The following is a 26,361-nucleotide window of genomic DNA, read 5'->3' as shown; positions in this document are numbered from 1 at the left end:
ATGCTCCTTTCTCACACAGGGCTTCTCGTGACAAATACTCTGTTCGTACCATGACGTCCTTAAAGGAGTTTTATTTCCCGATAGACCACATAACGGCGCCCAGGTTACATGGTGATATCTTCTCGATAATCGGTTTCCAGCGATTCCTCCCCGAAGGTACACATGTCGTTCATAGCGGCCAAAGCGGTTTCCACGACCTGCATCATGATAGGGCAGCCGCTCCCTTCTCCCAGCCGCATGTTCAGCGCCAAAACGGGCTTTAGTCCCATTTCGTCCGCCGCGATGCGGTAGGCTGGTTCTTCCGATAAATGGGACGGGATGATGTAGTCCTTGATAAGGGGATTCAGGCGGTATGCGAGCAGCGCCGCCGCTATGGAGATCACCCCGTCGGCGACGATGGGAAGCCTGAAGTACCCGCACCCTAAGTATAACCCCACCATGGCCCCGATGTCCAGCCCCCCTACACATGAGAGAATGGAAACCGCGTCCTCGGGAGACAGCCGGTATTTTTGGAGTGCTTCCCCGATGACCGCCTTTTTCCGAGAAAAGGCCTCGTCGGTGAGGCCGGCTCCCCGCCCAACGATCCCTTCCGGATCAATTAAGCCGCAGGCCGCCATGATGCAGGCGGCGGCTGTAGTGGTGTTTCCCATGCCTACCTCACCGTTTCCGACGAGATCTACACCCTGTTCTTTCGCTTCCTTTGCATACCCCCAGCCAATTTCCATGGCGGTGAGGGCGGTTTTCGGATCCATGGCCGGTTCCCTGAGGAAATTGCGGGTACCGTCCATTAGGCGGCAGTCGTCGATGTTGGGATGACCCACGCCGTCTTTGACCCCCATGTCGACCACCCTCAGCTCTACTCCACAGTGGGCGCAAAGAACGTTGATGGCGCATTTTTTGCCGGAGGCGTAGTTCTCCATAAGGGCTCTCGTAAAATGCTGGGGCGTGGCGGCGACCCCTTCCTCGTACACGCCGTTATCCGCTCCGAAGAGGTAGAGGACTTTCTTCCCCGCCGCGTTTTTTACCTTGCCGGTAATACCTGCGATCTGGATGCTGATGGTTTCCAGCCGGCCCAAACTCCCCATAGGCTTTAGGAGGTTTTCCTGCCGCAGTTCGGCTTCCCGCAGGGCCTCTTCATTAGGTGGTTCGATGGCAGCTGCCATTTTTAAGATATCCATTTTATGGTCACTCCTTTCTGGGAATGCCATCAAATTGCCGCATCGGTTTGGGGCAATTTGATGGCATTGCGGGTTGGAAAAACTCTCTCACTCCCGGGGAAAAGCCATGTAAAGCAGGGCGTTGACGATGGCCGCCGCCACGTTGCTGCCGCCTTTTCGTCCCCGGGCGACGATGCAGGGCACATCGCTTCGGATAACAGCTTCCTTCGATTCCACTACATTCACAAATCCCACCGGCACTCCAATGATGAGTTTGGGAGAAACCTTTCCCTCTTCTATGAGACGGCAAAGGGTCAAAAGGGCGGTGGGAGCGTTTCCGGCAGCGAAAATCAGAGGTTTTCCGATGCTTGCCGCCCGCTCCATTGAAACAGCGGCCCGAGTAATTCCCCTTGCCTTCGCTTCCTCCGCCACGTCCTCGTCGGACATGAAACAGATGGCCTCGCTCTCGCTTTTTTGCAGAGCCGCCTTGTTGATTCCCGACCGGGCCATCTGAGTGTCGGTGACGATGACACAGCCCTCTTTTAACGTCTCGAGAGCCTGTTCTACCGCCCCAGGCGAGAAATAAAGGTTATCAAGATAATCAAAATCCGCCGTGGTGTGGATGACCCGCTTGATGATGGGCTCCTCCATAGGGTTCAGTTCCACGTCTCCCAGCTCTTTCGTGATGATTTCAAAGCTTTTCTTCTCGATGTCCATGGGTTTCTGGTAATTCATAAGTTCCCTTTCTATAACTCGATCCCCACCCGGGCGGTGATTCCCTCGTCCATGGGGTGCTTCAATTTCCGCATTTCGGTGACGTAGTCCGCAAGCTCAATAAGCTCCGGCGCCGGGTTTCGACCGGTGAGTACTACTTCCAAAGCGGGGGGCTTTCCCCCTAAAAAGCGCAGTACCGCCTCTCGGTTCAGATACCCGCCGGCGCAGGCCCCGACGATTTCGTCCAGCACCAGAAGAGTATCCTCCCCATCTCCGCAGAGGGAAACTGCCTTTTCAAAAAGCTTATTGTGTTCGCTAATGAGCGTTTCCTTCTGGGGCTCGGTCAGTTCCCAGGTAAAGCCACGGGGAAGATTCCCCCGTAAAACCGTTACACCGATGTCCTGTAAGGGCAGGATTTCCCCCGTTTCCATGGACTTTAGAAACTGGGCGAAAACCACCTTGAACCCCCGCCCTGCCGCACGGACGGAAAGCCCGACGGCAGCGGTGGTTTTTCCTTTTCCGTCGCCGCTGTAGAGATGAATAAGCCCTTTTCTTTCCGGTGTTTGCATAAACCTTTCCCCTTTCCGGATGATAGATAAAAATCCTTTTTTATGGTTCTAGTTTCCCCCCAGGAATGTTATGCTTTTGCTATCCCTTCCTCCAGGATGCGGTAAATCAGCTCTATATCAAGGCTTTTCCGCAGCGCGTCAGCCAACAGGTCGTACTGCCTCTCCTTATATTCCGTTCGGTCGAAAGTCCGCCCCTTGACGTAAACTTTTCCTTTTGCGCTGTAGAGCGCTTCGCCCAAGGCATCCAGAACTTCCCCGCTGTCAAAAATCCCGTGGACATAGCTGCCGCAGACGTTTTCCCGCTGCATCCCGTCGGGCTTTTGGCTGCCGTTTAGCTCGGTGAGAGTAGCCAGCGGAGGCAAATCGCCTTCGGTCTCCCCCATGTGGATTTCGTATCCGGAAAACCGTTTGCCCCGAAGGGAAGCGAAAAAGCCCTCCATGTCCCCAAACATCCCGTCTACCCGTGTACGAATTTTTTCGGTGCGGAAGACGGTTTTCCCAGGCAGCAGTCCTATCCCGGCCATTTCTCCCCCATTTTCGGCCCCTTCCGGGTCGGAGATGGTTTCAGTCAGCATCTGGTAGCCGCCGCAAATACCGAAGATGGGCGTCCCCTTTTCACAGAGCTGTATGATTCGGGCTTCCAGGCCCGACTGCCTCAGCCATTTAAGGTCGGCCATGGTATTTTTTGTGCCGGGAAGGATAACGAGATCCGGTTTTACCAGTTCTCCCGCCGACGAAACATACCGAACCGCCGCTCCTGCGATTTGGTTTAAGGGATCAAAGTCGGTGAAGTTTGAAATTCGCGGCAGGCGGATTATAGCAATGTCGATTTCTCCTTTGGGGGCGCTGTTATGTAGTTTTTCGCTCAAACTGTCCTCATCGTCGATGTCCAAATAGAGGTAGGGCACCACCCCCGCTGTCGGTATACCAATCAGGTCGTAAAGCATCTGAAGGCCGGGGCGCAGAATTTCCACGTCGCCCCTAAATTTATTGATGATGGTGGCTTTGATGTAGGTCCGTTCCTCCTCGGTTAAAAGCATGACCGTCCCGTAAAGGGCGGCGAATACCCCGCCCCGGTCGATGTCCCCTGCCAGCAGAACCGGTGCTTTTACGAGTCTCGCGAGCCCCATGTTCACGATGTCGTTTTCCTTTAAGTTGATTTCGGCAGGGGAACCTGCCCCCTCGATGACGATGATGTCGTTTTCAGCTGAAAGACTGTCGTAGGCAGCCAAAATATCGGGGATGAGTTGACTTTTATACTTAAAGTAATCGGCGGCGGCCATATTGCCCCGCACTATCCCGTTAACGATTACCTGGGAACCTCGGTCGCTGGTTGGCTTTAAAAGAATGGGGTTCATCCGCACGTCGGGAGGGATACCTGCCGCCTCTGCCTGCACCACCTGCGCCCGGCCCATCTCAAGGCCCTCGGCGGTGATATAGGAGTTGAGCGCCATGTTCTGGGACTTGAAAGGAACCACCTTGTAGCCGTCCTGCTTAAAAATCCGGCACAGCCCGGCAGCTAAAAGGCTTTTTCCCGCATTTGACATGGTGCCCTGTATCATAATAGATTTTGCCATAATCCGCTTCCTTTCTGGCTCCTTGTAGATTGTGGCAGCAGCCTTTTTCTGCCGTTATCCGTTTTCCTCCGCAATTTGCTTCATTGCCGCCAAAAGGGCGAGATTGTCAGCTTCGGTGCGTACGGCAATCCGGTAATAGCCCGTTCCCAGCCCCCTGAAGTTGGAACAATCCCGGATGAGGAAGCCCCGGGCACACAGCTTTTGATACAGTTCTTCGTCCGGATACCTAAAAAAGACGTAGTTTGCTTTGGAACCATAGACCGTCGCCCCCAGCTCGGTCACACCGTCGATGAGCCGCTGGCGCTCCGTTTTTAGGAAGCTGCGTGTCCTTCGCAGAAATCCTTTATCCTGCAACGCCGCTGCACCGCATGCGAGGGCAGGCACAGATACGTTCCAGCAGGGCCCGCAGAACACCATCCTGTGAAGCAGCTCCCGGTTTGAGGTCATACAGTACCCAAGCCGCAGTCCCGGCATAGCGAAAGTTTTGGTAAAAGCCTTCAGGATAATCAGCTGCGACGCAATAGGAGCCCCTTCTTTAAAAAGTCTTTTAAGGGAAATGCGCTCGGCGGCAAAATCCAAAAAGCACTCGTCAATGCAGAGCAGGCAGCCCTGTTTGAAGCATTCATCTAGAATCTGTTTGAGCAGTTTTTCTCCTAAGAGGGTCCCAGTGGGATTATTGGGGTTGCAAATGACTAAAACATCATGGCCCGCAATGTCAGGGAGAATTTTTTCAGTGAGGGCGAAGCCATCCTCTTCCCGCAGCATGTGGAAGTCAATCTCCGCCTCTATGGCCCGCAGCGCCCGTTCATACTCCGAAAATGTAGGCGCCATCAGCAGGGCTTTTTTGGGCTTTGCCGCAAACATGAGCCGATAAATCAAATCGGAAGCGCCGTTGCCGCAAAGGAAAAAGCTCCCTCCGAGGCACTCAAAGGCCGCCAACTCTTTTATAAGGGTTCCGCACACCGGTTCGGGATATCGGATGAGGTTCTGTTCGGCCTGCCGATATGCCTCAACTGCTTCCTCTGGCATTCCCAGCGGATTAATATTGGCTGAAAAGTCAACAGGCGTCTGGTGGAAGCGCCTTTCGAAAGAGTAAATATCTCCCCCATGTGCAAATCGATTCTGATCCATTGTATTTCTCCTTCTATTTATTGATGGAAAGGTAAAAAGTCCATTTTAAACACTTAATCAAAAGAAAAACGCTGTGAATCCCGTCCGAAGTCCTGCAAACAGGATTAGTCCCAGAACCGCTGTTATGTAGAGCAGCCGGTTGGCCCGCCGGATATCCTCCGGTTCTGCCGGACGGGTTTCGTCGCCGATGGTGGGCTTGCGGACCATCTTGCCGGAATAGGTTGCGTCCCCACCTAGGCAAAGGCCCAGTGCCCCCGCCGCGGCCGCTTCCGACTGTGCACTGTTGGGACTTGCGTGGTTATGACGATCCCGCTTCCAGACGCGGAAAGCGGCTTTTCCGTCATATCGGAGCAAAAAGGCCGACAGAATGGTCAGAAACGCCGTAATACGGGCAGGAATAAGGTTTGCAGCATCGTCCAGCCTTGCGGCGAATCGTCCGAAATAGAGATATCTGTCGTTTTTGTAGCCGATCATCGAGTCCAGGGTGTTGACAGCCTTGTACAGAAAACCCATCGGCGCGCCGCCGATCGCCATGAACAAAAGCGGGGCGATAACCCCGTCGGAGGTGTTCTCCGCCACCGTTTCCACCGCCGCTTTTGCCACCTTCTCTTTTGAGAGGGTTTCGGTGTCCCGCCCCACGATCCAGGAAAGGGCCTTCCGCGCTTCCTCCAGGTTCCCCTCTTGAAGGGCGGCGTAAACCTTCATGCTTTCGGTCCGCAGAGACTTGACCGCGAGGATTTGGTAGCAGAAAAAAGTTTCTGCCAGAAAAGCGCAGGCGGGATGGATCAGCCGGAGGAGCCAAAGCAGCAAAAGCGGCAGCAGAAAACTCAGGAGCACCACATAAACTGTCAATACCGTCCCCGCCGCCTGTTCCCCGCCGGGGGTTTGAGGAAAACGGGGGCGGAGAAACTTCTCCCCCTTTTCGATCATCCTGCCCATGAGCCGAACAGGGTGATAGAGCCAGTGGGGGTCCCCGAAAATCAGGTCCAGCACAAAGGCCAGAAGCAGAATCAAAACGAGTTTCATGGAGGCATTCCTTTCCCAAAAATCATATTTCCTCTAATATCGAGAGAACTTTACGGCATTCATCCCACTGGGCCTGGTAGCCATGGCCGTTTTTGGCCTGATAGCCGTAAAAGCCCATCTTCCGGCGCTCGAACCGCTCCATGACCGCCATGATCGTCCCGCCGTGGCAGACGATGACAGCGTCTGGGACGCTGCTTTTATCGAGCTCTGTTACGACCTCCAAAAAGCCCCGGCAGCACCGCTTCCGAAAGGCGTCTCCCGGCTCGCCGTTTGGAATCTCCATCCCCATAGTGTCGATAAATCTTTGATAAGCGGGGCTTCCATTGAGCTCAGCGTAGTTTTTGCCCTCAAAGTCCCCAAAGTCACATTCCCGGAAATCCGGGACAAACCGGGGTTCCACGCCGGGAAACAGGATGGCCGCCGTTTCAACGCACCGCCTCATGGGACTCGCGTACAGGGCAGACGGCGCGGTGAGCGGCTCCCTTTGAAGCAGTTCCGCTCGCCCCTCCGGGCAGAGGGGTTCATCGGTGACGCCGATGTACCGCTGTGTCAGATTTCCGGCGGTTTTTCCGTGGCGGAGAAAAGTCAGAATCATTTGGCGTCCCCTCCCGGCAGTTTCCCTTTTAGCATGGCTGGCAATCCACATTGGAGCAATAATACCGTGTCGGCGAGTTCCGCCAGCTTGCAGCAGAGCCGTCCCACACATTCCCGCCAGGCCCGGTCTTCCTTTTCCAAAGGGACTACGCCGCAGCCAATTTCATCGATGAGGACGATGCGGCAGTTCCCATCTGAAAGGCCGTTTAAGACAGACTCTTCAATCTGTTTTTCAGTCATTCCGGCCTTCAGCATTCGTTTGACGAGCAGGTGCAATCCGTTGAGGGCAGCTTTTTCGTGAAAGCCGTTCAAGGGGCAGCTCCCCCCATCGGCAAAATCGCCGTCGCGAAGGGAAAATCGCTCCTTAGCAAAGGCCGTCTTTCCCTGAAAAGCACCGCCTGTAATGAGAACCATGAGATGCCTCCTTTGATCCATTCCGCGGTTTGACCGCCGCGTTTCCCGTATTTTTCCTGAGTTTTTTCTTTTCCCAAAAGCGATTTTCGCTGTATTTGCGGCGGTTTCCGACTTCCCCGGTTTAAAACAGCGCGCAGGCCGCCAGGATGATGATTTCACTGATTTGCAGGTAAAAACCCGCCAGGTCTCCGGTGATGCCACCAAACTGTTTTTGACAAAGCTGCCGGAAAATCAGGGTATTGCATAGAAGCAGCGCCGCCCCGATCATCGTGATGTGGAAGGAAAACCACACTCCCGCCGCCAGCAGCAGGATGCTCAGTCCTCCCAGCACCACCTGTACCGTCCGGCGGTCGGCGTTCCCGGAAAACAGATGGGCAAGGCCCGAACCTTTGGCGGTGTTCATCGAAACCACCGCCAAACCGCTGAGAATCCGGCTCACCACGTATCCCATCCCGATTTCTACAATGTGAAAAGGATCATTGTACACCTGAGTGAATAGGCCGAAAAGCAGAAGGAAATAAACGCAGGTGTAGATTACGGCGAAAGCGCCGCTTCTGGGATCCTTAAGGATTTCCAGCTTTTTTTCCGGTTCGCCGTAGGAAAAGATCGCGTCGCAGGTATCGGCGTAGCCATCCATGTGGATGCCGCCGGTGAGCAGCACCGGAATTACCGCTGCCACCGCCCCGTAGAGCATGGCGTTAAGGCCCCAGTAATCAGCCAGGTAGTACCATCCGACCGAAACGCCGCCAATGACCGCTCCGATGAGCGGAAAAAAGCAGAACACGTATTTCATGTTCTCCTTTTTCCAGTCCACCTGGGGCATGGGAATTTTTGAGTACATGGAAAAGCAAATACTGAAAGCGCTTAACAGATTTTTCATGAAAGCGGCTCCTTTCGTCAGGATTTAGGTTGAATTAGGCGGCTGAGCGCTTTGCTTCGAAAATTTTGAAAGGTTCCCTTTCAGCATTAGAGGAATGCCCGCCACCGCCTTGACCACCAGGTCAGACTGAGCCGCCAGAAAACGGTTCACCTTCCCTAAATCCCGGATATACCGGGCGGTTTCAGGGGGGTAATCCTCTCCGTCGGAAAAAATTTCTCCGGTGATGACGATGAGGTTCGGGACGGCGTTTCTAAGCGCCAGTACATCCGCCTTGATGTAGGAAACAGGGTCTCCTCCCGGATTTGCCGGCGAAAAGGTCTCATTTGCAAGCAGATTCAGCATACACTCCAGCAAAACGGTTGTGGTATTTTGGAAGGACGGCTCATCCAGCGCCTCGCCCAGGTTCCGGTAAATCTCCAGCGTCTCGAACCCTTTTCCCTGCCGCAGGGTCCGGTGGCGCGCTACGCGGCTTTTCCCCTCTTCTCCGAAAGGCTCCATAGTAGCGATGTAAAGGAGAGGTCCCCCCAGGCGTAGAGCGTAATCCTCCCCCAGCCTCGACTTGCCGGAGGACGCCCCGCCGGTGATGGTGATGAACATGCTTCGGTTTCCCCCTTTCCGCCCATTTATGGGATATCATATTTGCCCAACGCACATGGAATCAGGATTTACAAAACCGCCTTTTCCTTTGATGAAAAAATAAAAATCACTTTTTCCCTTTTGGGCGGGTTTTTTCCCGCTTTTTTCGGTAATCACAGCAGGCCTCCACAAAATTCCGGGCGAAATTTTGGTTGCCGTAAAAATGCAGATGAGGGTACCCCGCCAGGATGTTCCCCTTTTTCTGGAAGCAGCCCCAGTTTTTTCCCGACGGCCTTTCCGCCAGAAAAACGCCGCCGTTGTAGCTGCTGTCAGAGTAGTGGAACTCGTGGGCGTTGATAACTGCCCCCTTCTCGCAAAGGAGGTTCTTCACCTGGGCCCGGAGGGTCACATACCCGAACCGGGTGAGCCGACTTGTCATCCTCCCCTCGCCAGGCAAAAGCCCCGCCATGGGGTAACGCCTCCCTTCGGCGGGAGAAAGTGCTTCCTGCAAGTAGAGAAACCCGCCGCATTCGGCGTAAATGGGGATTCCCTCTGCGGCGGCCGCCCGGAGGCTTTTGAGAAAAGAGCCGTTTGCCGCGAGCTTCGGCCCGTGGAGTTCCGGATAACCGCCGCCGAAGAGGAGGCCGTCCAGGTTTTCCGGCAGCGCCTCGTCACTGAGCGGCGAGAATGGAACGATTTCAGCCCCCAGCTCTTCCAACAGGTCTAAATTGTCCCGGTAATAAAAGCAAAAGGAATGATCCAGCGCCACTCCGACGCGGCATTCGCCCACCGGGGCCTCGGACAACGCCTCGTATGCCAGCGAAGGTGCCAGTTCCGCCAGCTCGAGAATTCCTGCCAAGTTTATCGTCTTGGCGGCTTTTTCTCCCAGAAGACGCACCTTTTCCTGCAAAGAGGTCACTTCCCCCGCTGTGACAAGCCCCAGATGCCGGCTTTTAAAGGAAGCCTCGGGAATCGCCGGCAGGTATCCAAGCGCTTTTAAGCCCGTCTGTTCCTCAACGATGCGCCTGTACATGGGATAGGACATGGGGGTGGCTCCATTTAGGATAACCCCGGCGATCCGATTGGGGCGGAAAGTGTGAAACCCTTTCAGTTCAGCCGCCAGGGACAGGGATTTCCCCTTGCAGTGGGCAACCAGCACCACCGGCGTTTCGGTGGCTTCACTCAGATGGTGGGAAGACGCCTCTGCGCTGTCCCCCGAAAGTCCGTCGTAAAACCCCATGACCCCTTCCATCAGGGCCAGAGAAACGTTTTTACTGTTCTTAGCAAGGAGAGACTTGACCGTTTGTTCCCCGCAGAGGAACAAGTCGAGGTTCCGGGAAGGAACCCCCACCACCCGGGTATGGAACATAGGGTCGATATAATCAGGGCCGCACTTAAAGGCGGCAACCTGCCTGCCCTCAGCCTTTAGAGCGGCCAGTAAAGCGCAGGTGACTGTCGTTTTGCCGCAGCCGCTGTGAGTACCGGCGATCATGATTCTGGGAAGGTTAATTTGTTCCAGTTTTGAGCCCTCCTTTCGACAGAATTATATGTAAAGCGATATTCTTTACATCTTAAAATCCCTATATTATCGGGCCTTTTCCGCTGTGATAACAGTTACAGGATTATGAGCCTCCATCAGGTGGTTTGCCCCCGCTTTCTTTGCCCGTGAGACGTTTACCGTGACGATTTCCGCCTCGCACCGAAGCTCCTGCAGCACTGAAATCGCCGCTGCAGTCGTTTCCAGCGTCACGGCATTCAAAACCACCCGCACTTGGGGATTCCGTTCAAAAAGCAGAGACAAAATTTCCCGCAGCTTCCCTCCGGTGCCGCCGACAAATACTTTGTCCGGAGCGGGCAGCCCACGAAGGCAGTCGGGAGCATCTCCAAGAATCGGAACAACGTTGAATGCGCCTAGATTTTGCCGGTTTTGCCGGATAAGTTCAATCGCCTCTTCATGGTGCTCCACGGCGTAAACCGTTCCATCACAGGCCTTTCTAGCCAGTTCCAAAGACATGGAACCCGTCCCCGCTCCCACATCCCAGACGATGTCGCCTGGATTGACCCGCAGTTTGGCGGCGGAAAGAATGCGCACCTCTTCTTTGGTCATGGGAACGCTTCCCCGGATAATATCGTCATCCCGAAGGGAAAGGTGTGCGTTTACATAAACAGGATTCTCAATATACAGCACTGTCAAATCGGAAAATTGCTCTTTTGAAAGCTCTTCTGCCGTCCCGGAAACAATCCGCTCGTCAGCCATGGAGAGATTTTCCCCGGCGTATACCTGAATCTGCGAAAGTCCCTGTTCAGAAAGCTCCCGGCAAACGTCGTGTGCCTTCTGTTTTCCCCCCGTGAGGACGAACACCTCCGGATGATAGGACACCGCCCCGAGAATCGAGCCGCCTCTTCCGTGGAGGCTCACAAATTTCACGCCCTCATAGGAACGCCCCAGCTTGGCTAGAAAATACTGGAAGCTGCTGATGCCGCAGCAAATTTCTACGTCACACTGTTCTTTGAGAGCCGCGGAAAGCCGTTTGGCCGCGCTGAAAAACCCCGCGTCCCCGGAAAGCAGAATTCCAACCGAGCGGTTTTCGTCGGCAAGAGCTTTGTCCACCAGTTCTCCCACGGGTACCGAAACGGCGTCTGGCCGGAGCGCACAACAGAGGGCGCAAAGCCGGTCAGTTCCATAAACGCTGGATACGCCCGAGAGAATTTCCCAGGACTCTGCGGTCAAAAGCTGGAGATTTCCCGGTCCAACACCGATGAGGAATACTTTTTTACGTCTGTTTGGCATGATGATGGGCATGATTTGTCCCCTTTCGATCAAGATGGCACCGGCGGACAATGGAGATAAGCAATTTCCATCGTGCCCGCCTCTTCTGTCAATTTGGCCGAATCAAGCCGACCTTAGTCCCTATGCCGGCTACAGGACTTCCCGCACCCTGTCGCAGAGCACGTCTGCGATGCGGGGGTCGGCCCCCAGCGTGTTCCCCAGGGTCACCTTGAGACCGGGATGGGCGGCGAGATATTCTTGGATCTCTTTCGGGATATCCTCCCGGATGTGGACGCCGGAGAAGAGAAAATAGGGCACCACCACGATGTCGTCCGCCCCCTGTTCCCGGAGCTTGTCGAGGCCCGCCTCCAGGTTTACGTCGCAAAACTCCATATAGGCCTGCTCCATGAGGACGTGGCTGAGCTTCTCCTTGACCATGGCGAACACATCCTCCATGGTTTTGAGGGTTTCGGGTTCCCGGCTTCCGTGGGCGATGATGAGAATTCCTTTCATTTGTACCTGGTTCCTTTCTAAAATAAACCTTCCGCCTTCATCTCGGCGAAGGTTTCGTCCGCCGCCTGAAGGGTCTTGTCAATATCCGATTCGGTGTGGGCGTCTCCGATGAAAATCGCCTCGAACTGGGAGGGGGCGAGATAGATTCCCCGCCGGAGCATCCCTTTAAAATACCGGGCGAAAAGCGCGGTATCGCACTGCTGAGCTTCCGGGTAGTTTCTGACGCCCCCCTCCCGGAAAAAGAGACAACACAGGGAGCCACACCGGGTGACCGAGGCTGGAATCCGATACTTTTCGACGAGGGACTGAAGCCCGTTTTCCAGCCTTTGGGCCAAATTGTCGATGTGCTCATAAATCTCCGGATGTCCGTCCAGGATTTTCAGTTGGGCAAGCCCCGCCGCCATGGCGACAGGATTTCCGGACAAAGTGCCCGCCTGATAGACCTTTCCGGTGGGCGAAACGGTTTCCATGAGGGCCCGGCTGCCGCAGTAGGCGCCCACCGGCATTCCGCCGCCGATGATTTTCCCGAAGGTGACAAGATCGGCCCGAACGCCAAAATACTCTTGTGCGCCGCCTTTTGAGAGCCGGAATCCGGTGATCACTTCGTCGAAGAGGAGCAGGGCGCCGCTTTGGTCGCAGATTTCCCGCAGTCCGCTGAGAAAGCCCTTCTCCGGCGGCACAACCCCCATGTTAGCGGCGACAGGTTCCACAATAACGGCGGCGATTTCGCCGGTATACCGCTCAAACAGCTCCCGCACGCTCGACAGATCGTTATACTCTGCCGTCAGGGTGTCTTCCGCCGCCTTTTCCGGCACTCCCAGACTGCTGGGAACACCCGCCGTCATCAGGCCGGAGCCCGCTTTGACGAGCATCGGGTCGCTGTGGCCGTGGTAACAGCCGGAAAACTTGACGATTTTATCCCGACCGGTGGCGCCCCTCGCCAGACGTACGGCGCTCATAACCGCTTCGGTGCCGGAATTAACCATCCGCACCATCTCCACGTGGGGCACCATCTTTGTGATGAGCCTCGCCATCTCCACCTCTCTCGCGGTAGGGGCGCCGAAGCTGAGGCCGTCTTTTGCCGCCTCCATGACGGCATTGCAGACCCGCTGGTCTGCCTGCCCCAAAATCATCGGCCCCCAGGAACCGATGTAGTCGATATATTCCCTGCCGTCCTCGTCATAGACGCGGGCGCCTTTTGCCTTTGCGATAAAGGGCGGTTCCAGCCCCACCGACTGGTAGGCCCGAACCGGGCTGTTGACCCCGCCGGGAATGACTTTCTTGGCCTCCCGGAACAAATCCGCACTTCTCATCATCAGCCGATGTCCCCCTTTTTCATGGCTTCGGCCAGTTCTTTTGCGTAGTAGGATATGAGGATGTCCGCCCCCGCCCGGTAGATGCTCACGGCGCTCTCGCACATGACGTTATATTCGTCGATGAGATTCTGTGCAGCGGCCGCCTTGATCATGGCGTATTCGCCGCTGACGCTGTAGGCGGCCAGGGGAAGCGTTGTCTGCTCCTTCACCGCGCGGATGACATCGAGATAGGACAGGGCGGGCTTTACCATCAGCGCGTCGGCCCCTTCCTCGATGTCGAGGAGGGCTTCCTTGAGGGCCTCCCGGACGTTGTGGCAGTCCATCTGGTAACCCTTCCGGTCCCCGAAGGCGGGAGCCGACCCGGCGGCATCCCGGAACGGCCCGTAAAAGGCCGAGGCGTACTTGACAGCGTAGGATAAAATCGGCGTGTTTTCAAAGCCGTTTTGATCCAGTGCCTCCCGGATGGCCCCGATGCGCCCGTCCATCATGTCCGAGGGCGCCACCATGTCGGCTCCTGCCTCCACATGGGACAGGGCGATTTTTTGCAGGAACGGCAGGGTCTTATCATTGTCCACCTCCCGCCCGCTCAAAATGCCGCAGTGGCCGTGGGAGGTGTACTCGCACATGCAGATGTCGGTAACCACGTACAGTTCGGGATACCGCTCCTTGAGGGCGCGAATGCCCTGCTGCAACGCGCCGTCCGGATTAAAGGACTCGCTGCCGCAGTCGTCCTTGTGAGCGGGCAGGCCGAAGAGCAGAAGGGACTTCACGCCGGACCGAAGGGCTTCTTCAGCGATTTCGCCCACCCGGTCCGGGCTGTAGTGGTACTGCCCCGGCAGGGACGAGATTTCTTCCTTAATATTTTCCCCTTCCCGGATAAAAACGGGCAGGATGAGGGAATCGGGGGACATGCGGGTCTCCCGCATCATTTTCCGCAGGGTGAGCCCATTTCTGAGGCGGCGGGGACGGATGATCTGGTTCATGGAATTTCCTCTTTTCTCAATCTATTTCAGGCGGTCTAAAACGCAAGTCACAAGGCTTTGGACCGAAGCTTCTTCCGATACAATTGTTTTCATGCCGTGCTTCTCTGCGGCCGTTGCGGTCTGCCGCCCAATGCAGAAGGCGGTGAGGCCGGACAAATCTTCTCCCGATAGGGATTCGGCGAAGCCCTCCGCCGTGGAGGCGCTGGTGAAAATCACGCCGTCGGACGAGAGGATTTCCCCGGCGTTTTCCGGCGGTTCTCTGCGGCGGCTTGTCCGGTAGAGAGGGAAATAGTCATAGGAAACCGCCTCCCCGAACACCTTTTCAATACCGCCGGAAGATTGTTCCGGCCCCAGCACCAAAACTCTTTCGCCGGGCAGGATTTGATCCTTCACAAGCTCCGCCAGATGCTCCCCATCGTATGTTTCGGGCACACAGTCGGCGCAGACGCCGCGGTTTTGAAGCGCCTCGGCGGTCTGTGTCCCCACCGCCCCGATTTTCGTGCCGGAGAGGGCGCGGGCATCCTTCCCGGCCTCGAAAAGCCAGTCGAAAAAGGCATCTACCCCGTTTTTGCTCGTAAAGAGCAGCCAGCGGTAGCCGGATAGCCCCTCAAAAACCCCCTTTATCACCGACAGCCGCTGGGTTTCGATGCAGGGATAGGACAGGACCTCCGCCCCCAGCTCCCGAAGCCGTTCCGTCAGGGTTCCCGCCGATGCTTTGGGCCTAGTGACTACGAGCTTTTTTCCCTTGAGGGCAAGTTTTGTAAACCAGTCGAACCGTTCCCCGTAGGAGCAGACCTCCCCCACTGCGATGACGGCGGGGGAATGAATCGCCGCCTTTCGCGCTTCTTCCGCCAGAGTCCCCACCGTCGCCACAATTTTGCGTTGCTCCGGCCGGGTGCCGTTTTCCACCACGGCGGCAGGGGTTCCGGCAGCCATCCCAGCCTCCAAAAGCCCCGCCATCAATTCCGGCAGTGCCGATACCCCCATGAGGAAAATCAACGTGCCGTTCAGTTCACAAAGCGCCCTGTAGTTGATGGAAAGCGCCTTTCCCTTTCGGGCGTGGCCGGTGACGATGTGCAGGGACGAGCAGGAGTCCCGGTGAGTGACAGGAATCCCGGCGTAGCAGCACGCGGCGATAGCGGAAGTGATCCCCGGAACCACCGTAAAAGGAATCCCGTTTTCGTTCAAAAGTTCCAGTTCTTCTCCGCCCCGTCCAAAGACGAAGGGGTCGCCCCCCTTCAGCCGGACGACGAAATTGCCGTCCAACGCCTCCCGTAAAAGGATTTCATTGATTTCTTCTTGGGGAACGGGGTGGTTTCCGGCGTTTTTTCCCACGTCAATGCGGCGGGCCGAATCGGGAATCTCATCGAGGATTTCCCGGGAAACCAGCCGGTCGTAGACCACTATCTGGGCCTTTCGGAGCAAATCCGCCCCTCTCCGTGTCAACAGCCCCGCGTCCCCCGGCCCCGCGCCCACTAAGGCGACAAACCCGCTCTTTTTCATCAGTCTTCCCCTCTCTGCCGCAGCTCCCACTCACAGGGCAGACTGCCTCGCTTCATTCTCATGTACAAAATCGGATAGGGATTTCCCTGCTCGTCACGCTCCGCCCTTTTATGGATCCGAAAGCCCATATGCTCGTAAAAACCTCTGGCCTGTGGATTTTGCTCGTTAACGGTCAGCTCGTATACCCCGTAACGCTCCACTCCGTATTGGAGCAGCGCTTTGCCGATCCCCTTTCCCCGTCTTTCCGGGGAGAGAAACAGCATTTCCAGCTTTTGTCCCCCTATCCCCATGAACCCGACGGGAGCATTCTCCTTTTCGGCAACGATCAAATGAGGGATTTCTTCCAGCGCTTGGGGGACATACTCCTTAATATTCTGGATTTCCCCCTCCGGCAAAAACAGATGGGTCGCTTTGACCGAACTTTCCCACAATTTTACCAGTCCCTCAATCAGAGCCGGCGTTCTCTCTTGTACCTCGATTATTTTCATCTGAGTTTCTCTCTCCTTGTGACCGCTGGAGAAGCCTGTCACTTCACCATTTTGGCCTCTTTGCTGAGCCGTTCTCCCAGAAGCTCGGCGTCCTCTTTCATGCCGCTGACACTTCCGAGAAAGATAGGTTTTCCTTCCTCGTAGTAAAATCCCTTGAGGCTCAAATCCTCGTCCAAAACCTCCGCAAAAGCCGCCACCGGCGCAGTGCAGCCGCCGTCCAGCGCTTTTACGAAGCTCCGCTCCGCCAGAGATACAAACCAGGACTCCACAGAGTTAAACTCCCTTAAGTAACTGTGATCCTCCCCCAGCCGGCCCTGTACCGCGATGATGCCCTGACTGGCGGCGGGGAGGATTTCGTCTGTCGAAAAATACCGGCTGATACGTCCCTGAAGCCCCAAACGCTCCACCCCGGCCGCCGCCAGCACAAGCGCTCCGTATTCGCCGCTGTCCAGTTTACGGAGCCTCGTCTGAACGTTTCCCCGCACCGGTTTGCAGGGGGTTTCCGGGAACAGGGCGGCAAGCTGGAGCTGCCGCCGTTTGCTGGCGCAGCCGATGGGCTTACCCGGCGTGAGCTCCAATGCCCCTTCCGGCAAAATCAGCACGTCCCTCGGATCTGCCCGCTTCGACAGCGCCACTACCGGCAGCTGTTCCGACAGGATCATCGGCAAATCCTTGTAGCTGTGGACGGTGATGTCTACAGCCCCTGACAAAAGCGCCTCGTCCAGTTCTTTGACAAACAGCCCTTTGCCGCCGATCTGCTCCAGCGTCCGGTCGAGGATTTTGTCGCCGGTCGTCTTCATTTTGACGAGCTCTATTTTGATTTCCGGGTGATGTCTTTCAATGCTGTCGATGACCATTTGGGTTTGAATCAGCGCCAGCTTGCTGTCCCGGCTGCCGATGCGGATGAGTCGTTTCATAGGGCCTGCCTTTCTATTTTCCACTTAAATTTTCTCGTAAAAATCTTCTCACTTTTTCCGTCTGCTCCCGGACGAGGGAATGGCCTTTGCCGTCCTTGGAAACGAAGCCGCCGATGAGGTTTCCCTCCGCCACCACAGCCGGAAAATAAAAGCTGCTCTCCTCCCGGCTGTCGGCCACGCTGACGGGGATGCGGAGGGCTTTCGCCGCCTCTCCCACCGCCCGGTTTACCGCCCGGTCGGTTGTCGCCGCTATGGCCAAAACGTAGCGGGAAGCCAGATCGTCCCGGTATTCCCGCCGTTCCCAGCGGATTTTTCCCCCATGTGCCAACGCTTCCACTGCCGCCGAGCCGTCCGGCGCGACGACGGTGATGGAAGCGCCGAAATGCAAGAGCGTTTCCACCCGGCGGGAGGCGATTTCACCGCCTCCCACCACCAGCACCGGTTTCCCGTTCAAGTCGATAAAGGCGGGAAACCGAGGAACCTCCGGACTTGCCGCCGGCTTCTTTCCGCCAAACCGCCGCCTCAGTTCCTCCTTCACCTGTTCCAGGCTGAGTCCCGCTTCCCGAGGCCTCGCAATGACCACCGCCGTCACCCCGCACCGGCGGGCGGCGGCGAGCTTTTCGAGAAAGCCCCCTTCCCGCCCGGCGTCCTTGGTGACGAGGTATTTCGCCCCCACCTGCCGGAGCAGGGCGGCGTTCAGTTCGGCGGAAAACGGCCCCTGCATGGCGATGATGTGCTTGGGGCTGAGCCCCAGCTCCCGGCACTGGCTGATCGCTTCCCCGCTGGGGAGCACCCGGGCGTAAAACCGCTCCGAAAAGCCCCTCAGCTCCGCAAAGGCGCAAAGTTCCTTGCTCCCGGTGGTCAGCAAAACACTGCCCTCCCGCCTGTCCAGCCAATCCGCCGCCGCTTCGGCGCTCTCCACGATGACGCAGCCGGACAGATCCCCGTCCCCCGCGGGCCGCAGCAGCCGCAGATATACAGCGTTCCTGTTTTTGCAGGCCGCTTTCAGGTTGGCGCTCACCTCCCGGGCGTAGGGATGGGTCGCGTCGATGACAATGCACCCTTCCGGGAACGCCACCTCCATCTCCGCCGCGCCGAGCCGCCCCTCATGGACCGTGAGCCCCGGCCGTTCGGGAAAAATCTCCTTCCCGTATTCTGTAGCGACGAAAACATCGGCAGGGAAGCCCGCTTCGCTCAGGAATTCGCCGCAAAGCCGCCCTTCCGACGTTCCCGCGAAGAGAAATATCCGCTCTGTCATGGTTTCGCCGCCTTTCAATCACTCATTGGTATTTCAAACGCTGCCACGTCAGTGGGCAGTCTATGACCAGCTGGTCTCCCGGAAAATACTGGATGGAATTCCGGATTCGGCCAGCCGCGCCGACGTGGGCCAAATGCTTGAAACCACCCCGTACCCTCGGTATGGGTGGACATCCACCGCCCACAAGGGAACCTTTCTCCCTGCTTCCGCTTTCATCGGGCTCCCAATGGGATACACAGGCTGACACCTTGCCTTAAAACGCTCCCCGCCGTAGGCTTATTCTCCCCCGTCCACCCCGCGGTATCCCCTCGGGGTGATGAGCTTGCCGTCGATCACCTTGGTCGTCCTGTTGCCGATGATGACGGTGGTGAACATATCCGCCGGGTATTCTTCCAGCTCCTTGAGGGTCAGCACCGCCGATTCCTGTCCCGCCCGCCCGATGTTGCGGACCACCCCGCAGGGGGTGTGAGGCGGCAGGTGCTCCGAAACGATGCGGCAGGCCTTTTTCAGGTAATCCGCCCGCTTTTTGCTGGCGGGATTGTAAATCGCCATGACAAAGCCAGCCTCTGCCGCCAGCCTAAGCCGCTTTTCTATGTTCTCCCAAGGGGTCAGCAGGTCGCTTAGAGAAATCACCGCAAAATCGTGGGTCAAAGGTGCCCCCAGCACCGCCGCCGCCGAGCAGGCCGCCGTGATGCCGGGAATGACCTTCACCTGGACATCTGCGTCAGTGTACTCGGCGAGCACCTCGTAGATAAGCCCCGCCATGCCGTAGATGCCTGCGTCCCCGCTGGACACCATGGCCACCGTTTTGCCGGAAGCCGCCGCCTCCACCGCCATGCGGCAGCGCGCAAGTTCCTGCTTCATGGGGGTCATAAGAATTTCCTTCCCCTCTGTGAGATGCCGAATCAGGTCGATATAAACGCCGTACCCGACGATGCAGTCGCTGTCCCCGATGGCGCGAAGGGCCTCCGCCGTCATCATGGCATCGTCCCCCGGCCCTAAGCCGATCACGTATAACTTCACTGCCTGTCCTCCTGTTTTTTCAGCGCCTCGTCCATGAGGCGGATAAAATCACCGGAAATCTCGTCCTTTGCGGCAAAAATCAGGCTGTCCACCGCCTTCTCCACCGCCAGTTCAATGAGGGTTACAGGATCCTCACTGAGCGATACTTCTTCTTTATAAATCAGGGCGTTTTTCACCTTTTCCACGAGACGGTGCTTCACTGACTGGATTTCTTCGGCACTTCCGTGAATCTCGAGCCATTGCCGGAACTGCCCCTCGTATTTCTCGATCACCGCCCCGATTTTCTGGAGGGAGCCGAGGACTTCGTCATCTCCATCGGAGCCGATGTCATCGATGTTGTAGCAAGAAACCCCCGGAATCGCCCCCACCTCCGGCTCGATGTCCCGCGGAACCGCCAAATCGACGAAAATAGCCGGTACACGGGCAAGGCCCTCCACCATCGCCTTAGTCACAGTAAAATGGGGGCTCGTGGTGGCGCTGACGACAAAGTCGGAGCGGCCGATTTCCTCCACCCGTTCCTTATAATCTACCGTGCGGCAGCCAAAGGGCACCACCGTCTCCCCGTGGCGGTACGTCCGGAGGGTCACCGTCACCGCGCATCCCGCGTCCCGCAAAAGCCCGGCACAGAGCCGTCCTATCTCGCCGTTTCCGATGACCAGCGCCTTTTTGTCCCTGAGTTCCCCGCAGACCGACCGCAGAAGCTCCACCGCCTGTGCGGCGGAGGACCGGGGCACCGCCCGGACCTGGACTTCCGTTTTCGCCTTTTTGGCGGCGGTCACTGCCATCCGGAACAGCGTTTCCAACACCGGGCCCGAAGCCTTCTCCTCCCGGGCGACTGCCGCGGCGGTTTTTACCTGGGTGATAATCTGGTCTTCGCAGAGAATTTGGGACCGAAGCCCGCAGGCCACCTCCATCAGGTGGTGAACCGCCGCCTCTCCCTCGTACCGCTGGAACAAATCACTGTAAAAATCTATATCCACCTGGCGGTCGGCACACAAAAGCGCCCCCGGCTCAGAGTCTTCCTCACCGTAGAGATAAAGTTCGGTCCGGTTGCAGGTGGACAGCAGTACCGCTTCCTCCACGCCCGCTTTCTTCAAGCGGCTAAGCTCCTCCCGCACTTGGGTTTCCGTAAAGCTCAGTGCCTCCCGAAGCCGGAGCTCCGCCGAGTGATGGTCGATAGAAAGCCCTTGCAGTCTATTCAAAACGGCACCTCCAATCCAGTTCCACGGCGGCCACGGTCACGCCGTTCCCCGCCGTCTTTCGAAACAGAAACCGCGGGTAATTTCTGCTTCCCTGTTCTTTTCCGGAAACAGCTTCCTTTGTCTGGCGGGCAAACTCTTCCTGTGCCGCCAGCCACGCCGCCCGTTCACAGACGTTGTCCACCCCGATCTGCGCCTCCACGAATTTGGACGGGGTAAATTCCCCCTCCAACTCCCGGAGCGCGTCTGCCGGAAAGGTGCGAAACCCGAGCTTCCACTCTTTTTGCAGCCGGAGAAGCGCCGGCTCCTCTCTTTTTAAATCCACGCTGGCCAAAAGGGTTACCTGCTCCATCGTCAAATTGTGTTCGCATAACGCGGACATAATTTGACGGTACAGCAGCTCATAATTAATATTTTTTCGACACCCCACACCTAACACAATTCGTCTGGGCACCAGATGAAGGGTCGTTTCAAAAGGTGACTTCTCCCGGTCGTCGGAAATGAAGATGCCCACCGTATGATTTGTTTCTTCCATTAGTTCCGGCGGCAATTTTCCCTCCACCGGATAATCTGACTGAAATCCAACGGGATTTCCTTTGAGTATTTCTGAGGAAATTGCCTTGATTCGGTCAATTTCAACTGTAAACGCATTTACCTTTACAGAAAATGAATCCACTGAAAACAGGGCATTGCAGTCGGTAGAGGTGGTGATGACCGCCTCCGCTCCCAAAAAGGTCGCAATCTGCTCTGAAAGATGATTAGCCCCGCCCAGATGCCCTGACAAAATGGGGATGACATACTTTCCCGTGTCGTCAAGCACCAAAACAGCTGGGTCTTTGTCCTTTTGCCGAACAAAAGGCGCAATGGCCCTTACCGCAATTCCGGCGGCGCTCACAAATAAAATTCCATCCGCCTCAGAGAATGCCTTTTCAGTGAAGTGCCGCAAACTGTTCTCCAAAAGCAGACAATTTTTCACAGGATATTTGGCGAACGCCCTGAAGCCCATTCCCTGAGATGCGAAAAATGCCCCCAGCTTCTCCTGAAGCGCCGCCCCCTGACGGGTAAAGGACACCGATAAAATCCGTTTCATGGGTTGCGATTCGCTCCTTTCAAAAAATGAATTCAGGGCCTCTATTCGGCCGTTCCCTGCCGAAATTCGTGGGAAAATTTGGGGTCGTAGAGCCTAGAGCGCTCATAATCGCTTCCCAGAAATCCACCGACAAGGATAAGCGCTGTCTTTTGTATACCCGCTTCCTTCGCCGCCCCAGAAAGGCCTTCCACTGTGGTCCGCACCGTTCTTTCGTCCGGCCATGTGGCCTTGTAGACGATGGCAGCAGGGGTTTCCGGCGGATACCCACCCTCAATCAGCTCTTTGGAGAGCTCCTCGGTCATGCCGGCGCTCAAAAACACCGCCATGGACGCGCCGTGAGCGGCGAGGGCCGCCATCCGCTCCCTTTCCGGGACCGGGGTGCGGCCTTCGAGCCTTGTGAGAATCACCGTCTGGCTCACGCCAGGAAGAGTGTACTCTGCATGAAGGGCCGCCGCCGCGCCGCAGAAGGAGCTCACCCCCGGCACGCAGTCAAAGGGGATGCCTCGCTCATCCAGGCCGTCCATCTGCTCCCGTATCGCCCCATACACGCTGGGGTCTCCGGTATGGAGCCGCACCGTGTCTTTGCCGTCCCGCTCCGCCTGCTCCATCACCGAAAGCACTTCGGGGAGCGTCATGGAGGCGCTGTTATAAACGGCGCATCCTTCCTTCACATACTCGAGCAGGGCGGGATTCACAAGGCTCCCAGCATAGATCACCACATCGGCTTGTTCCAGTAGATTTTTGCCCCGCAGGGTGATGAGGTCAGGCGCTCCTGGCCCCGCGCCAACAAAGTGTACCATAAATGCTTCTTCCTTTCCGAAAATCCAAAAATCACCGCCCGCTATTTGACGATGAGGATGGAAAAATAGCTGCTCTCGTCGGGAATTTCGTTGAAACTCTCATATAGCCGCTCGTTCTCCATAGAACAGCACTCCGCCATTTGAACCCGGCCTTGAAGGCCCATTTTCTGGAGGCTTTTTTTCACTTTCCCAAGGCTCCTGCCGCTTTTCATCAGCACTTTGTTCCCCTCCAGCTGGAGCAGTTCCTCTGTTCCCTCATAGGAAGCAGGCAGGATGTGGAGCGGCTCTCCACCGTCGCATAAGGAGATATTGAGAGCTGCCGCCGCCGCGCAGAAAGAGGGTATCCCCGGAACCATCTGGGCATCAAACCCCGCTTCCCGGATGAGCCGGTGCAGATACATATAGGTGGAATAAACGCTGGGGTCTCCCAGAGTGATAAACGCCACATCCTCCCCGATATCCAGCTTTTCAGTAATAAGCAGTGCGCTTTCTTCATGCGCTTTCCGGAGGGCTTCCTTATCCCTCGTCATGGGCATGGGGCAGAAAATCTGTGGCTTCCCTTCAATGTAAGGGGCGGCTATGGAAAGGGCGGATTTTTCGCCGCCAGTGTCAGGCACGGCGATCCATTGGACTTTTTGCAGGGTTTTGACCGCCTTTACCGTCAACAGCTCCGGGTCCCCCGGCCCGACCCCTACGCCATACAGAATTCCCTTCAATTTCCTTCCCCTTTCAGTTTTTGGCAGAGTTCCATGGCCCCCTTCGACTGGACGACGATCTCGTGCTCGTTGACGAACAGGATCACTTCCACACGGCAGATCTCGTGTACCCGCCGCTCAAGATATTGGAGCATTTTTTGCAGGATGCTGTCCCACACCTTCTCTGCCATCCCGTACAAACATAGTAGTCTGTGGATCTCACTGGTGGAGGCCGCCTCCATGATGGCGGCAATAAGAGCCCGATCCGCGCCCAAAAGCGCCGCGTGAGCAGCAAAAATCTCGCATCGGCAGTCAGCCACCTTGGAGTGGGTGTTCATGATGCCCGCCGCCAGCTTGGAAAGTTTGCCTGCGTGGCCCACCAGCAGAATATTTTTCACCTTTTTATAGACGGCGTAATCCAGTGTCTCCCCGATGTAATTGGAGCACTTGACGCCCTTTGTAAAGTCCAGGCCCAGCTGACCTTCAGCCACCTCTTTACCGTAGTTGCCGGGACAGAGGAGCAGATTTTCCCCTCCCTCCGCCAATATAGTGTCCATTTCGGTCTGGATGGTTTTGATAAGAGCCTCCTCACTCATGGGTTCGACGATGCCGGTGGTCCCGAGAATCGAAATGCCGCCGACGATACCCATATGTGGATTAAAGGTATGTTTGGCGATTTTTGCCCCGTCTCGGGCAGAAATGAGAACTTCCAGACCGCCACTGTATCCCGCTTTCTCCATAATTTCTGTCAAAGCAGCCCGAATCATCTTCTGTGGGCCTGGATTGATGGCCTTAGCCCCCACCGGACATCGCAGGCCCGGTTTTGTCACAGTGCCAATACCCTCTCCGCCGTAAAGCCAAACTCCGCTTTCACACTTGCGCACCCCCACTGTAATCCGGATGCCGTTTGTCACATCCGGGTCGTCCCCCGCGTCTTTGACGACGGTGCAGCGAACCGCGCCTCCTTCCGCCCACTCCCAGTCGGAAAGCGGCAGATAAAGCCGTTCTCCCTGGGAATTGCCGATTTCAACTAAGCGGATTTCCTCTCCGCAAAGGAGCATTAAGGCCGCCGCCTTGGCCGCAGCGGCCGCGCAGGCGCCAGTGGTGTAACCCTTTCGCAGTTTTTTTCCCTCTTTGACGGCGAAATCACTCACAACGGCCAATCCTTTCTAAGCAGTTTATTGACAGCGGCGCGGCCCTGAGATACAGTAGCTGCCGTCCTGTCGACAGGGAGCTTGTCCTCTTTCCCCAGGACTTCCATCAAATGGGCGATACGAGGCAGGCGCAGGTGGTTTTCCCGGAGCTTTTGCGGCTCGTCAAACAGTTCCTTCGGCGTACCGCTGAGCGTCACCCGGCCGTTATCCATCACATAAGCATAGTCACAGAAAAGCGGCACAATATCCATTTCGTGGGTAGCGATGACAATGGTAACACCTTTTTCCCATTGAATTTTCTGCAGCAAGCCCATAATCCCGCTGACCCCTTCCGGGTCGAGGCCCGCCGTGGGCTCGTCAAGGATGATGAGCTCCGGCTCCATAACCAGCACCCCGGCGATGGCGGCTCTCTTTTTTTGCCCGAAACTTAAAGCGTGGGTGGGCCTATCCGATAACTGCGCAATTCCTGTATCCCTGATGGCCTCTTCCACCCGTCGCTCCACCTCTTCTTTGGGAAGTCCCAGGTTTACCGCACCGAAAGAGATGTCTTTGCGGACGCTGGCGGAAAAAAGCTGATCGTTTGGGTCCTGAAAAACAATGCCGATTTTCCTCCGCACCTCCAGCAGGTCCTTTTTTCTGTAGGAAATCCTCTCTCCGTCCAGAAAAACTTCCCCGCTGTCCGGGGTCAGTACCCCGTTGAGATTCAAAAACAGGGTGGATTTTCCCGCCCCGTTTCCGCCCAGCACGGCGGTGCATTTCCCCTTAGGGAATGAAATACTCACGTTGTCAAGGGCTGGCTTTCCCTCCTCATAGCTGTAGCATAAATTTTTGGTTTCAATAATATTCAACTGAACGCCCTCCTTTGGGCGGCCCTTTTAAGGCTATTTTTTTATTTTATCACAAACTGCCTGTTATTACAATCAAAAGAACAGCCGGCAGATAATTTCCAACCCGGCCAACCCCACGGCAAAACTACCCGCTGCCCAGTAAAATTCCTTGCAGGGGCGGTATTTTTCTGTTAGCGTGTCAAGACACCCTCCTCGGCAGCCTCTCGATTCCAGCGCCGCCTGCGCCCGGTCCACCCGTTGATAGGCCCGAATGAACAGTGTCGCCGCCAGCGTTCCTGTGGACATCATCGCTGTTTTGAAATTTCGGTAGCCCAGCCGCGACTGCTGGGCTACTCGCATGACGGCGGCTTCCTCCCAAATGACAAAAACATACCGGTAAATAAGCTCCGTCAAAGACACGATTATCCTCGGAAGCGGGCTTTTTTCCAGCACGCCGAACAATGCGTTCATAGGGGTGTTGAGAGCGAGGAAATACATACAGCTGATAGCCCCCAGCGCACGTAGAATGAGCCTGCCGCCCCGCAGAAGCGACTCCGCCGTCACCCCATAGCTGCTGCCACCCGCCTCAAAGCCCAGGAGCATCTCGGCGCCGGCAGGAATCCGGCCGACGATGATAGTGAGCGTCCCCAGCAGCAAAAACACCCCGGGCACCATTAAAAGACGCAGATAACGCCTGATGCCCGCCGCTCCGTAGTAAAGGGAGGCGGCGGACATGACAAAAAGCGTGCAAATACTCACCAGCATGGATTTTGACGCAATGCAGACTGCCAAAGGCAAAAGGGAAAACCAGAGTTTTCCCTTTGGATCCACCTTCGCCAGCTTGGAGCGGTACGCCAAATCGTCTATGGCGATCACTGCTTTGATTCCTCTGTTTTTTCCGGTTTTTTGGCTGTCACCCGTCCCAAAACGAAGCCGACTACCCCCGCGCCCAGCGCCGCCTGAAGCGCAAACAGCAGCGATTCGATCTCGCCGCTGGCGGGCTCCAAGAGGGAGCTGTACCAGGGCTCATAGTCCGGAGCGATTTCGGTGATCGCTTCTTCCGCCAGGCCGTCCGCCCCACCGAATTCCGCGTCTTTTAAAAACACCAGCGGAATCACGGCAATAAGGACGACAATCGCAATTAGAATCAGATTTTTCTGCCAAAGTTTCATCATAATGTTCCTTCC

28 protein-coding genes are annotated in these 26,361 nt (G+C 56.4%); all 28 read right to left on the bottom strand.

Annotated features, from left to right (window positions below; all coding sequences use genetic code 11):
* Positions 1-104: 104 nt before the first annotated feature.
* A complete protein-coding gene (cobT, locus tag H8710_RS05085; RefSeq protein ID WP_249294331.1) occupies positions 105-1,178 on the bottom strand; it encodes a nicotinate-nucleotide--dimethylbenzimidazole phosphoribosyltransferase in 1,074 nt (357 codons plus the stop codon).
* 87 nt (positions 1,179-1,265) lie between these two features.
* Entirely contained in the window at positions 1,266-1,892 is a 627-nt protein-coding gene (locus H8710_RS05080; protein ID WP_249294330.1) for a precorrin-8X methylmutase, read from the bottom strand.
* Between the two features lie 11 nt (positions 1,893-1,903).
* Positions 1,904-2,440 (bottom strand): cob(I)yrinic acid a,c-diamide adenosyltransferase, encoded by a 537-nt coding sequence (locus H8710_RS05075; protein ID WP_249294329.1) that lies wholly within the window; start codon positions 2,438-2,440, stop codon positions 1,904-1,906.
* 68 nt (positions 2,441-2,508) lie between these two features.
* On the bottom strand, positions 2,509-4,017 hold the full coding sequence (locus H8710_RS05070; RefSeq protein WP_249294328.1) for a cobyric acid synthase: 1,509 nt from the start codon (positions 4,015-4,017) through the stop codon (positions 2,509-2,511).
* A 54-nt stretch (positions 4,018-4,071) separates the two neighbouring features.
* The gene (locus H8710_RS05065) at positions 4,072-5,148 is read right to left on the bottom strand and encodes a pyridoxal phosphate-dependent aminotransferase (protein ID WP_249294327.1); all 1,077 of its coding nucleotides are present in this window, start codon (positions 5,146-5,148) and stop codon (positions 4,072-4,074) included.
* A gap of 57 nt (positions 5,149-5,205) precedes the next feature.
* Complete coding sequence (gene cbiB / locus H8710_RS05060) at positions 5,206-6,174, bottom strand: adenosylcobinamide-phosphate synthase CbiB (protein WP_249294326.1); 969 nt, start codon at positions 6,172-6,174, stop codon at positions 5,206-5,208.
* A gap of 22 nt (positions 6,175-6,196) precedes the next feature.
* Positions 6,197-6,769, bottom strand: coding sequence for a histidine phosphatase family protein (locus H8710_RS05055; RefSeq protein WP_249294325.1), 573 nt, complete (start codon positions 6,767-6,769; stop codon positions 6,197-6,199).
* A complete protein-coding gene (locus H8710_RS05050) occupies positions 6,766-7,182 on the bottom strand; it encodes a bifunctional adenosylcobinamide kinase/adenosylcobinamide-phosphate guanylyltransferase (protein WP_249294324.1) in 417 nt (138 codons plus the stop codon). The genes H8710_RS05055 and H8710_RS05050 overlap by 4 nt, the downstream gene beginning before the upstream one ends.
* A 121-nt stretch (positions 7,183-7,303) precedes the next feature.
* The gene (gene cobS, locus H8710_RS05045) at positions 7,304-8,062 is read right to left on the bottom strand and encodes an adenosylcobinamide-GDP ribazoletransferase (protein ID WP_249294323.1); all 759 of its coding nucleotides are present in this window, start codon (positions 8,060-8,062) and stop codon (positions 7,304-7,306) included.
* Positions 8,063-8,086: 24 nt separating this feature from the next.
* Positions 8,087-8,659, bottom strand: coding sequence for a bifunctional adenosylcobinamide kinase/adenosylcobinamide-phosphate guanylyltransferase (locus tag H8710_RS05040; protein ID WP_249294322.1), 573 nt, complete (start codon positions 8,657-8,659; stop codon positions 8,087-8,089).
* A gap of 106 nt (positions 8,660-8,765) precedes the next feature.
* Positions 8,766-10,130 (bottom strand): cobyrinic acid a,c-diamide synthase CobB, encoded by a 1,365-nt coding sequence (locus H8710_RS05035; protein WP_249294321.1) that lies wholly within the window; start codon positions 10,128-10,130, stop codon positions 8,766-8,768.
* Between the two features lie 93 nt (positions 10,131-10,223).
* Positions 10,224-11,441 (bottom strand): precorrin-6y C5,15-methyltransferase (decarboxylating) subunit CbiE, encoded by a 1,218-nt coding sequence (cbiE, locus tag H8710_RS05030; protein WP_249294320.1) that lies wholly within the window; start codon positions 11,439-11,441, stop codon positions 10,224-10,226.
* A 117-nt stretch (positions 11,442-11,558) separates the two neighbouring features.
* Complete coding sequence (locus tag H8710_RS05025) at positions 11,559-11,921, bottom strand: sirohydrochlorin chelatase (protein WP_249294319.1); 363 nt, start codon at positions 11,919-11,921, stop codon at positions 11,559-11,561.
* A gap of 17 nt (positions 11,922-11,938) precedes the next feature.
* The gene (gene hemL, locus H8710_RS05020) at positions 11,939-13,237 is read right to left on the bottom strand and encodes a glutamate-1-semialdehyde 2,1-aminomutase (protein WP_249294318.1); all 1,299 of its coding nucleotides are present in this window, start codon (positions 13,235-13,237) and stop codon (positions 11,939-11,941) included.
* A complete protein-coding gene (hemB, locus tag H8710_RS05015) occupies positions 13,237-14,220 on the bottom strand; it encodes a porphobilinogen synthase (RefSeq protein ID WP_249294317.1) in 984 nt (327 codons plus the stop codon). Before hemB ends, hemL begins: the two co-directional genes overlap by 1 nt.
* A 21-nt stretch (positions 14,221-14,241) precedes the next feature.
* A complete protein-coding gene (gene cobA / locus H8710_RS05010) occupies positions 14,242-15,723 on the bottom strand; it encodes a uroporphyrinogen-III C-methyltransferase (RefSeq protein ID WP_249294316.1) in 1,482 nt (493 codons plus the stop codon).
* Positions 15,723-16,211, bottom strand: coding sequence for a GNAT family N-acetyltransferase (locus tag H8710_RS05005; RefSeq protein WP_249294315.1), 489 nt, complete (start codon positions 16,209-16,211; stop codon positions 15,723-15,725). Before H8710_RS05005 ends, cobA begins: the two co-directional genes overlap by 1 nt.
* A 38-nt stretch (positions 16,212-16,249) precedes the next feature.
* A complete protein-coding gene (gene hemC / locus H8710_RS05000) occupies positions 16,250-17,128 on the bottom strand; it encodes a hydroxymethylbilane synthase (RefSeq protein ID WP_249294314.1) in 879 nt (292 codons plus the stop codon).
* Between the two features lie 13 nt (positions 17,129-17,141).
* Positions 17,142-18,386 (bottom strand): precorrin-6A reductase, encoded by a 1,245-nt coding sequence (cobK, locus tag H8710_RS04995; protein ID WP_249294313.1) that lies wholly within the window; start codon positions 18,384-18,386, stop codon positions 17,142-17,144.
* 276 nt (positions 18,387-18,662) lie between these two features.
* Complete coding sequence (cobJ, locus tag H8710_RS04990; protein ID WP_249294312.1) at positions 18,663-19,409, bottom strand: precorrin-3B C(17)-methyltransferase; 747 nt, start codon at positions 19,407-19,409, stop codon at positions 18,663-18,665.
* Entirely contained in the window at positions 19,406-20,611 is a 1,206-nt protein-coding gene (gene hemA / locus H8710_RS04985; RefSeq protein ID WP_249294311.1) for a glutamyl-tRNA reductase, read from the bottom strand. The genes cobJ and hemA overlap by 4 nt, the downstream gene beginning before the upstream one ends.
* Positions 20,604-21,698, bottom strand: a complete 1,095-nt coding sequence (locus H8710_RS04980; protein WP_249294310.1) for a cobalt-precorrin 5A hydrolase — start codon at positions 21,696-21,698, stop codon at positions 20,604-20,606. The genes hemA and H8710_RS04980 overlap by 8 nt, the downstream gene beginning before the upstream one ends.
* Positions 21,699-21,739: 41 nt before the next feature.
* Entirely contained in the window at positions 21,740-22,498 is a 759-nt protein-coding gene (cobM, locus tag H8710_RS04975; RefSeq protein ID WP_249294309.1) for a precorrin-4 C(11)-methyltransferase, read from the bottom strand.
* A gap of 41 nt (positions 22,499-22,539) precedes the next feature.
* Entirely contained in the window at positions 22,540-23,214 is a 675-nt protein-coding gene (cobI, locus tag H8710_RS04970) for a precorrin-2 C(20)-methyltransferase (RefSeq protein ID WP_249294308.1), read from the bottom strand.
* A complete protein-coding gene (gene cbiD, locus H8710_RS04965; RefSeq protein WP_249294307.1) occupies positions 23,211-24,347 on the bottom strand; it encodes a cobalt-precorrin-5B (C(1))-methyltransferase CbiD in 1,137 nt (378 codons plus the stop codon). The genes cobI and cbiD overlap by 4 nt, the downstream gene beginning before the upstream one ends.
* Positions 24,344-25,195 (bottom strand): ATP-binding cassette domain-containing protein, encoded by an 852-nt coding sequence (locus H8710_RS04960; protein ID WP_249294306.1) that lies wholly within the window; start codon positions 25,193-25,195, stop codon positions 24,344-24,346. Before H8710_RS04960 ends, cbiD begins: the two co-directional genes overlap by 4 nt.
* A 72-nt stretch (positions 25,196-25,267) precedes the next feature.
* Positions 25,268-26,050, bottom strand: coding sequence for a cobalt ECF transporter T component CbiQ (gene cbiQ, locus H8710_RS04955; RefSeq protein WP_249294305.1), 783 nt, complete (start codon positions 26,048-26,050; stop codon positions 25,268-25,270).
* Positions 26,047-26,346 carry an energy-coupling factor ABC transporter substrate-binding protein gene (locus H8710_RS04950; RefSeq protein ID WP_249294724.1) on the bottom strand — a complete coding sequence of 100 codons (300 nt, stop codon included), beginning with the start codon at positions 26,344-26,346 and terminating at the stop codon, positions 26,047-26,049. The genes cbiQ and H8710_RS04950 overlap by 4 nt, the downstream gene beginning before the upstream one ends.
* Between the last annotated feature and the right edge of the window lie 15 nt (positions 26,347-26,361).

It is taken from the genome of Fumia xinanensis (assembly GCF_014384905.1).
Lineage (GTDB): Bacteria > Bacillota > Clostridia > Oscillospirales > Ruminococcaceae > Fumia > Fumia xinanensis.
The sequence above is the reverse complement of the archived record's forward strand: the minus strand, read 5'-3'. Positions and strand labels throughout refer to the sequence as shown.

What these genes read in the sequence shown, in the direction of transcription:
- cobT (WP_249294331.1), bottom strand. Translation starts at nt 1,178, where the DNA reads ATGGATATCTTAAAAATGGCAGCTGCCATCGAACCACCTAATGAAGAG.
- H8710_RS05080 (WP_249294330.1), bottom strand. Translation starts at nt 1,892, where the DNA reads ATGAATTACCAGAAACCCATGGACATCGAGAAGAAAAGCTTTGAAATC.
- H8710_RS05075 (WP_249294329.1), bottom strand. Translation starts at nt 2,440, where the DNA reads ATGCAAACACCGGAAAGAAAAGGGCTTATTCATCTCTACAGCGGCGAC.
- H8710_RS05070 (WP_249294328.1), bottom strand. Translation starts at nt 4,017, where the DNA reads ATGGCAAAATCTATTATGATACAGGGCACCATGTCAAATGCGGGAAAA.
- H8710_RS05065 (WP_249294327.1), bottom strand. Translation starts at nt 5,148, where the DNA reads ATGGATCAGAATCGATTTGCACATGGGGGAGATATTTACTCTTTCGAA.
- cbiB (WP_249294326.1), bottom strand. Translation starts at nt 6,174, where the DNA reads ATGAAACTCGTTTTGATTCTGCTTCTGGCCTTTGTGCTGGACCTGATT.
- H8710_RS05055 (WP_249294325.1), bottom strand. Translation starts at nt 6,769, where the DNA reads ATGATTCTGACTTTTCTCCGCCACGGAAAAACCGCCGGAAATCTGACA.
- H8710_RS05050 (WP_249294324.1), bottom strand. Translation starts at nt 7,182, where the DNA reads ATGGTTCTCATTACAGGCGGTGCTTTTCAGGGAAAGACGGCCTTTGCT.
- cobS (WP_249294323.1), bottom strand. Translation starts at nt 8,062, where the DNA reads ATGAAAAATCTGTTAAGCGCTTTCAGTATTTGCTTTTCCATGTACTCA.
- H8710_RS05040 (WP_249294322.1), bottom strand. Translation starts at nt 8,659, where the DNA reads ATGTTCATCACCATCACCGGCGGGGCGTCCTCCGGCAAGTCGAGGCTG.
- H8710_RS05035 (WP_249294321.1), bottom strand. Translation starts at nt 10,130, where the DNA reads ATGATCGCCGGTACTCACAGCGGCTGCGGCAAAACGACAGTCACCTGC.
- cbiE (WP_249294320.1), bottom strand. Translation starts at nt 11,441, where the DNA reads ATGCCCATCATCATGCCAAACAGACGTAAAAAAGTATTCCTCATCGGT.
- H8710_RS05025 (WP_249294319.1), bottom strand. Translation starts at nt 11,921, where the DNA reads ATGAAAGGAATTCTCATCATCGCCCACGGAAGCCGGGAACCCGAAACC.
- hemL (WP_249294318.1), bottom strand. Translation starts at nt 13,237, where the DNA reads ATGATGAGAAGTGCGGATTTGTTCCGGGAGGCCAAGAAAGTCATTCCC.
- hemB (WP_249294317.1), bottom strand. Translation starts at nt 14,220, where the DNA reads ATGAACCAGATCATCCGTCCCCGCCGCCTCAGAAATGGGCTCACCCTG.
- cobA (WP_249294316.1), bottom strand. Translation starts at nt 15,723, where the DNA reads ATGAAAAAGAGCGGGTTTGTCGCCTTAGTGGGCGCGGGGCCGGGGGAC.
- H8710_RS05005 (WP_249294315.1), bottom strand. Translation starts at nt 16,211, where the DNA reads ATGAAAATAATCGAGGTACAAGAGAGAACGCCGGCTCTGATTGAGGGA.
- hemC (WP_249294314.1), bottom strand. Translation starts at nt 17,128, where the DNA reads ATGAAACGACTCATCCGCATCGGCAGCCGGGACAGCAAGCTGGCGCTG.
- cobK (WP_249294313.1), bottom strand. Translation starts at nt 18,386, where the DNA reads ATGACAGAGCGGATATTTCTCTTCGCGGGAACGTCGGAAGGGCGGCTT.
- H8710_RS04980 (WP_249294310.1), bottom strand. Translation starts at nt 21,698, where the DNA reads ATGAAACGGATTTTATCGGTGTCCTTTACCCGTCAGGGGGCGGCGCTT.
- cobM (WP_249294309.1), bottom strand. Translation starts at nt 22,498, where the DNA reads ATGGTACACTTTGTTGGCGCGGGGCCAGGAGCGCCTGACCTCATCACC.
- H8710_RS04950 (WP_249294724.1), bottom strand. Translation starts at nt 26,346, where the DNA reads ATGAAACTTTGGCAGAAAAATCTGATTCTAATTGCGATTGTCGTCCTT.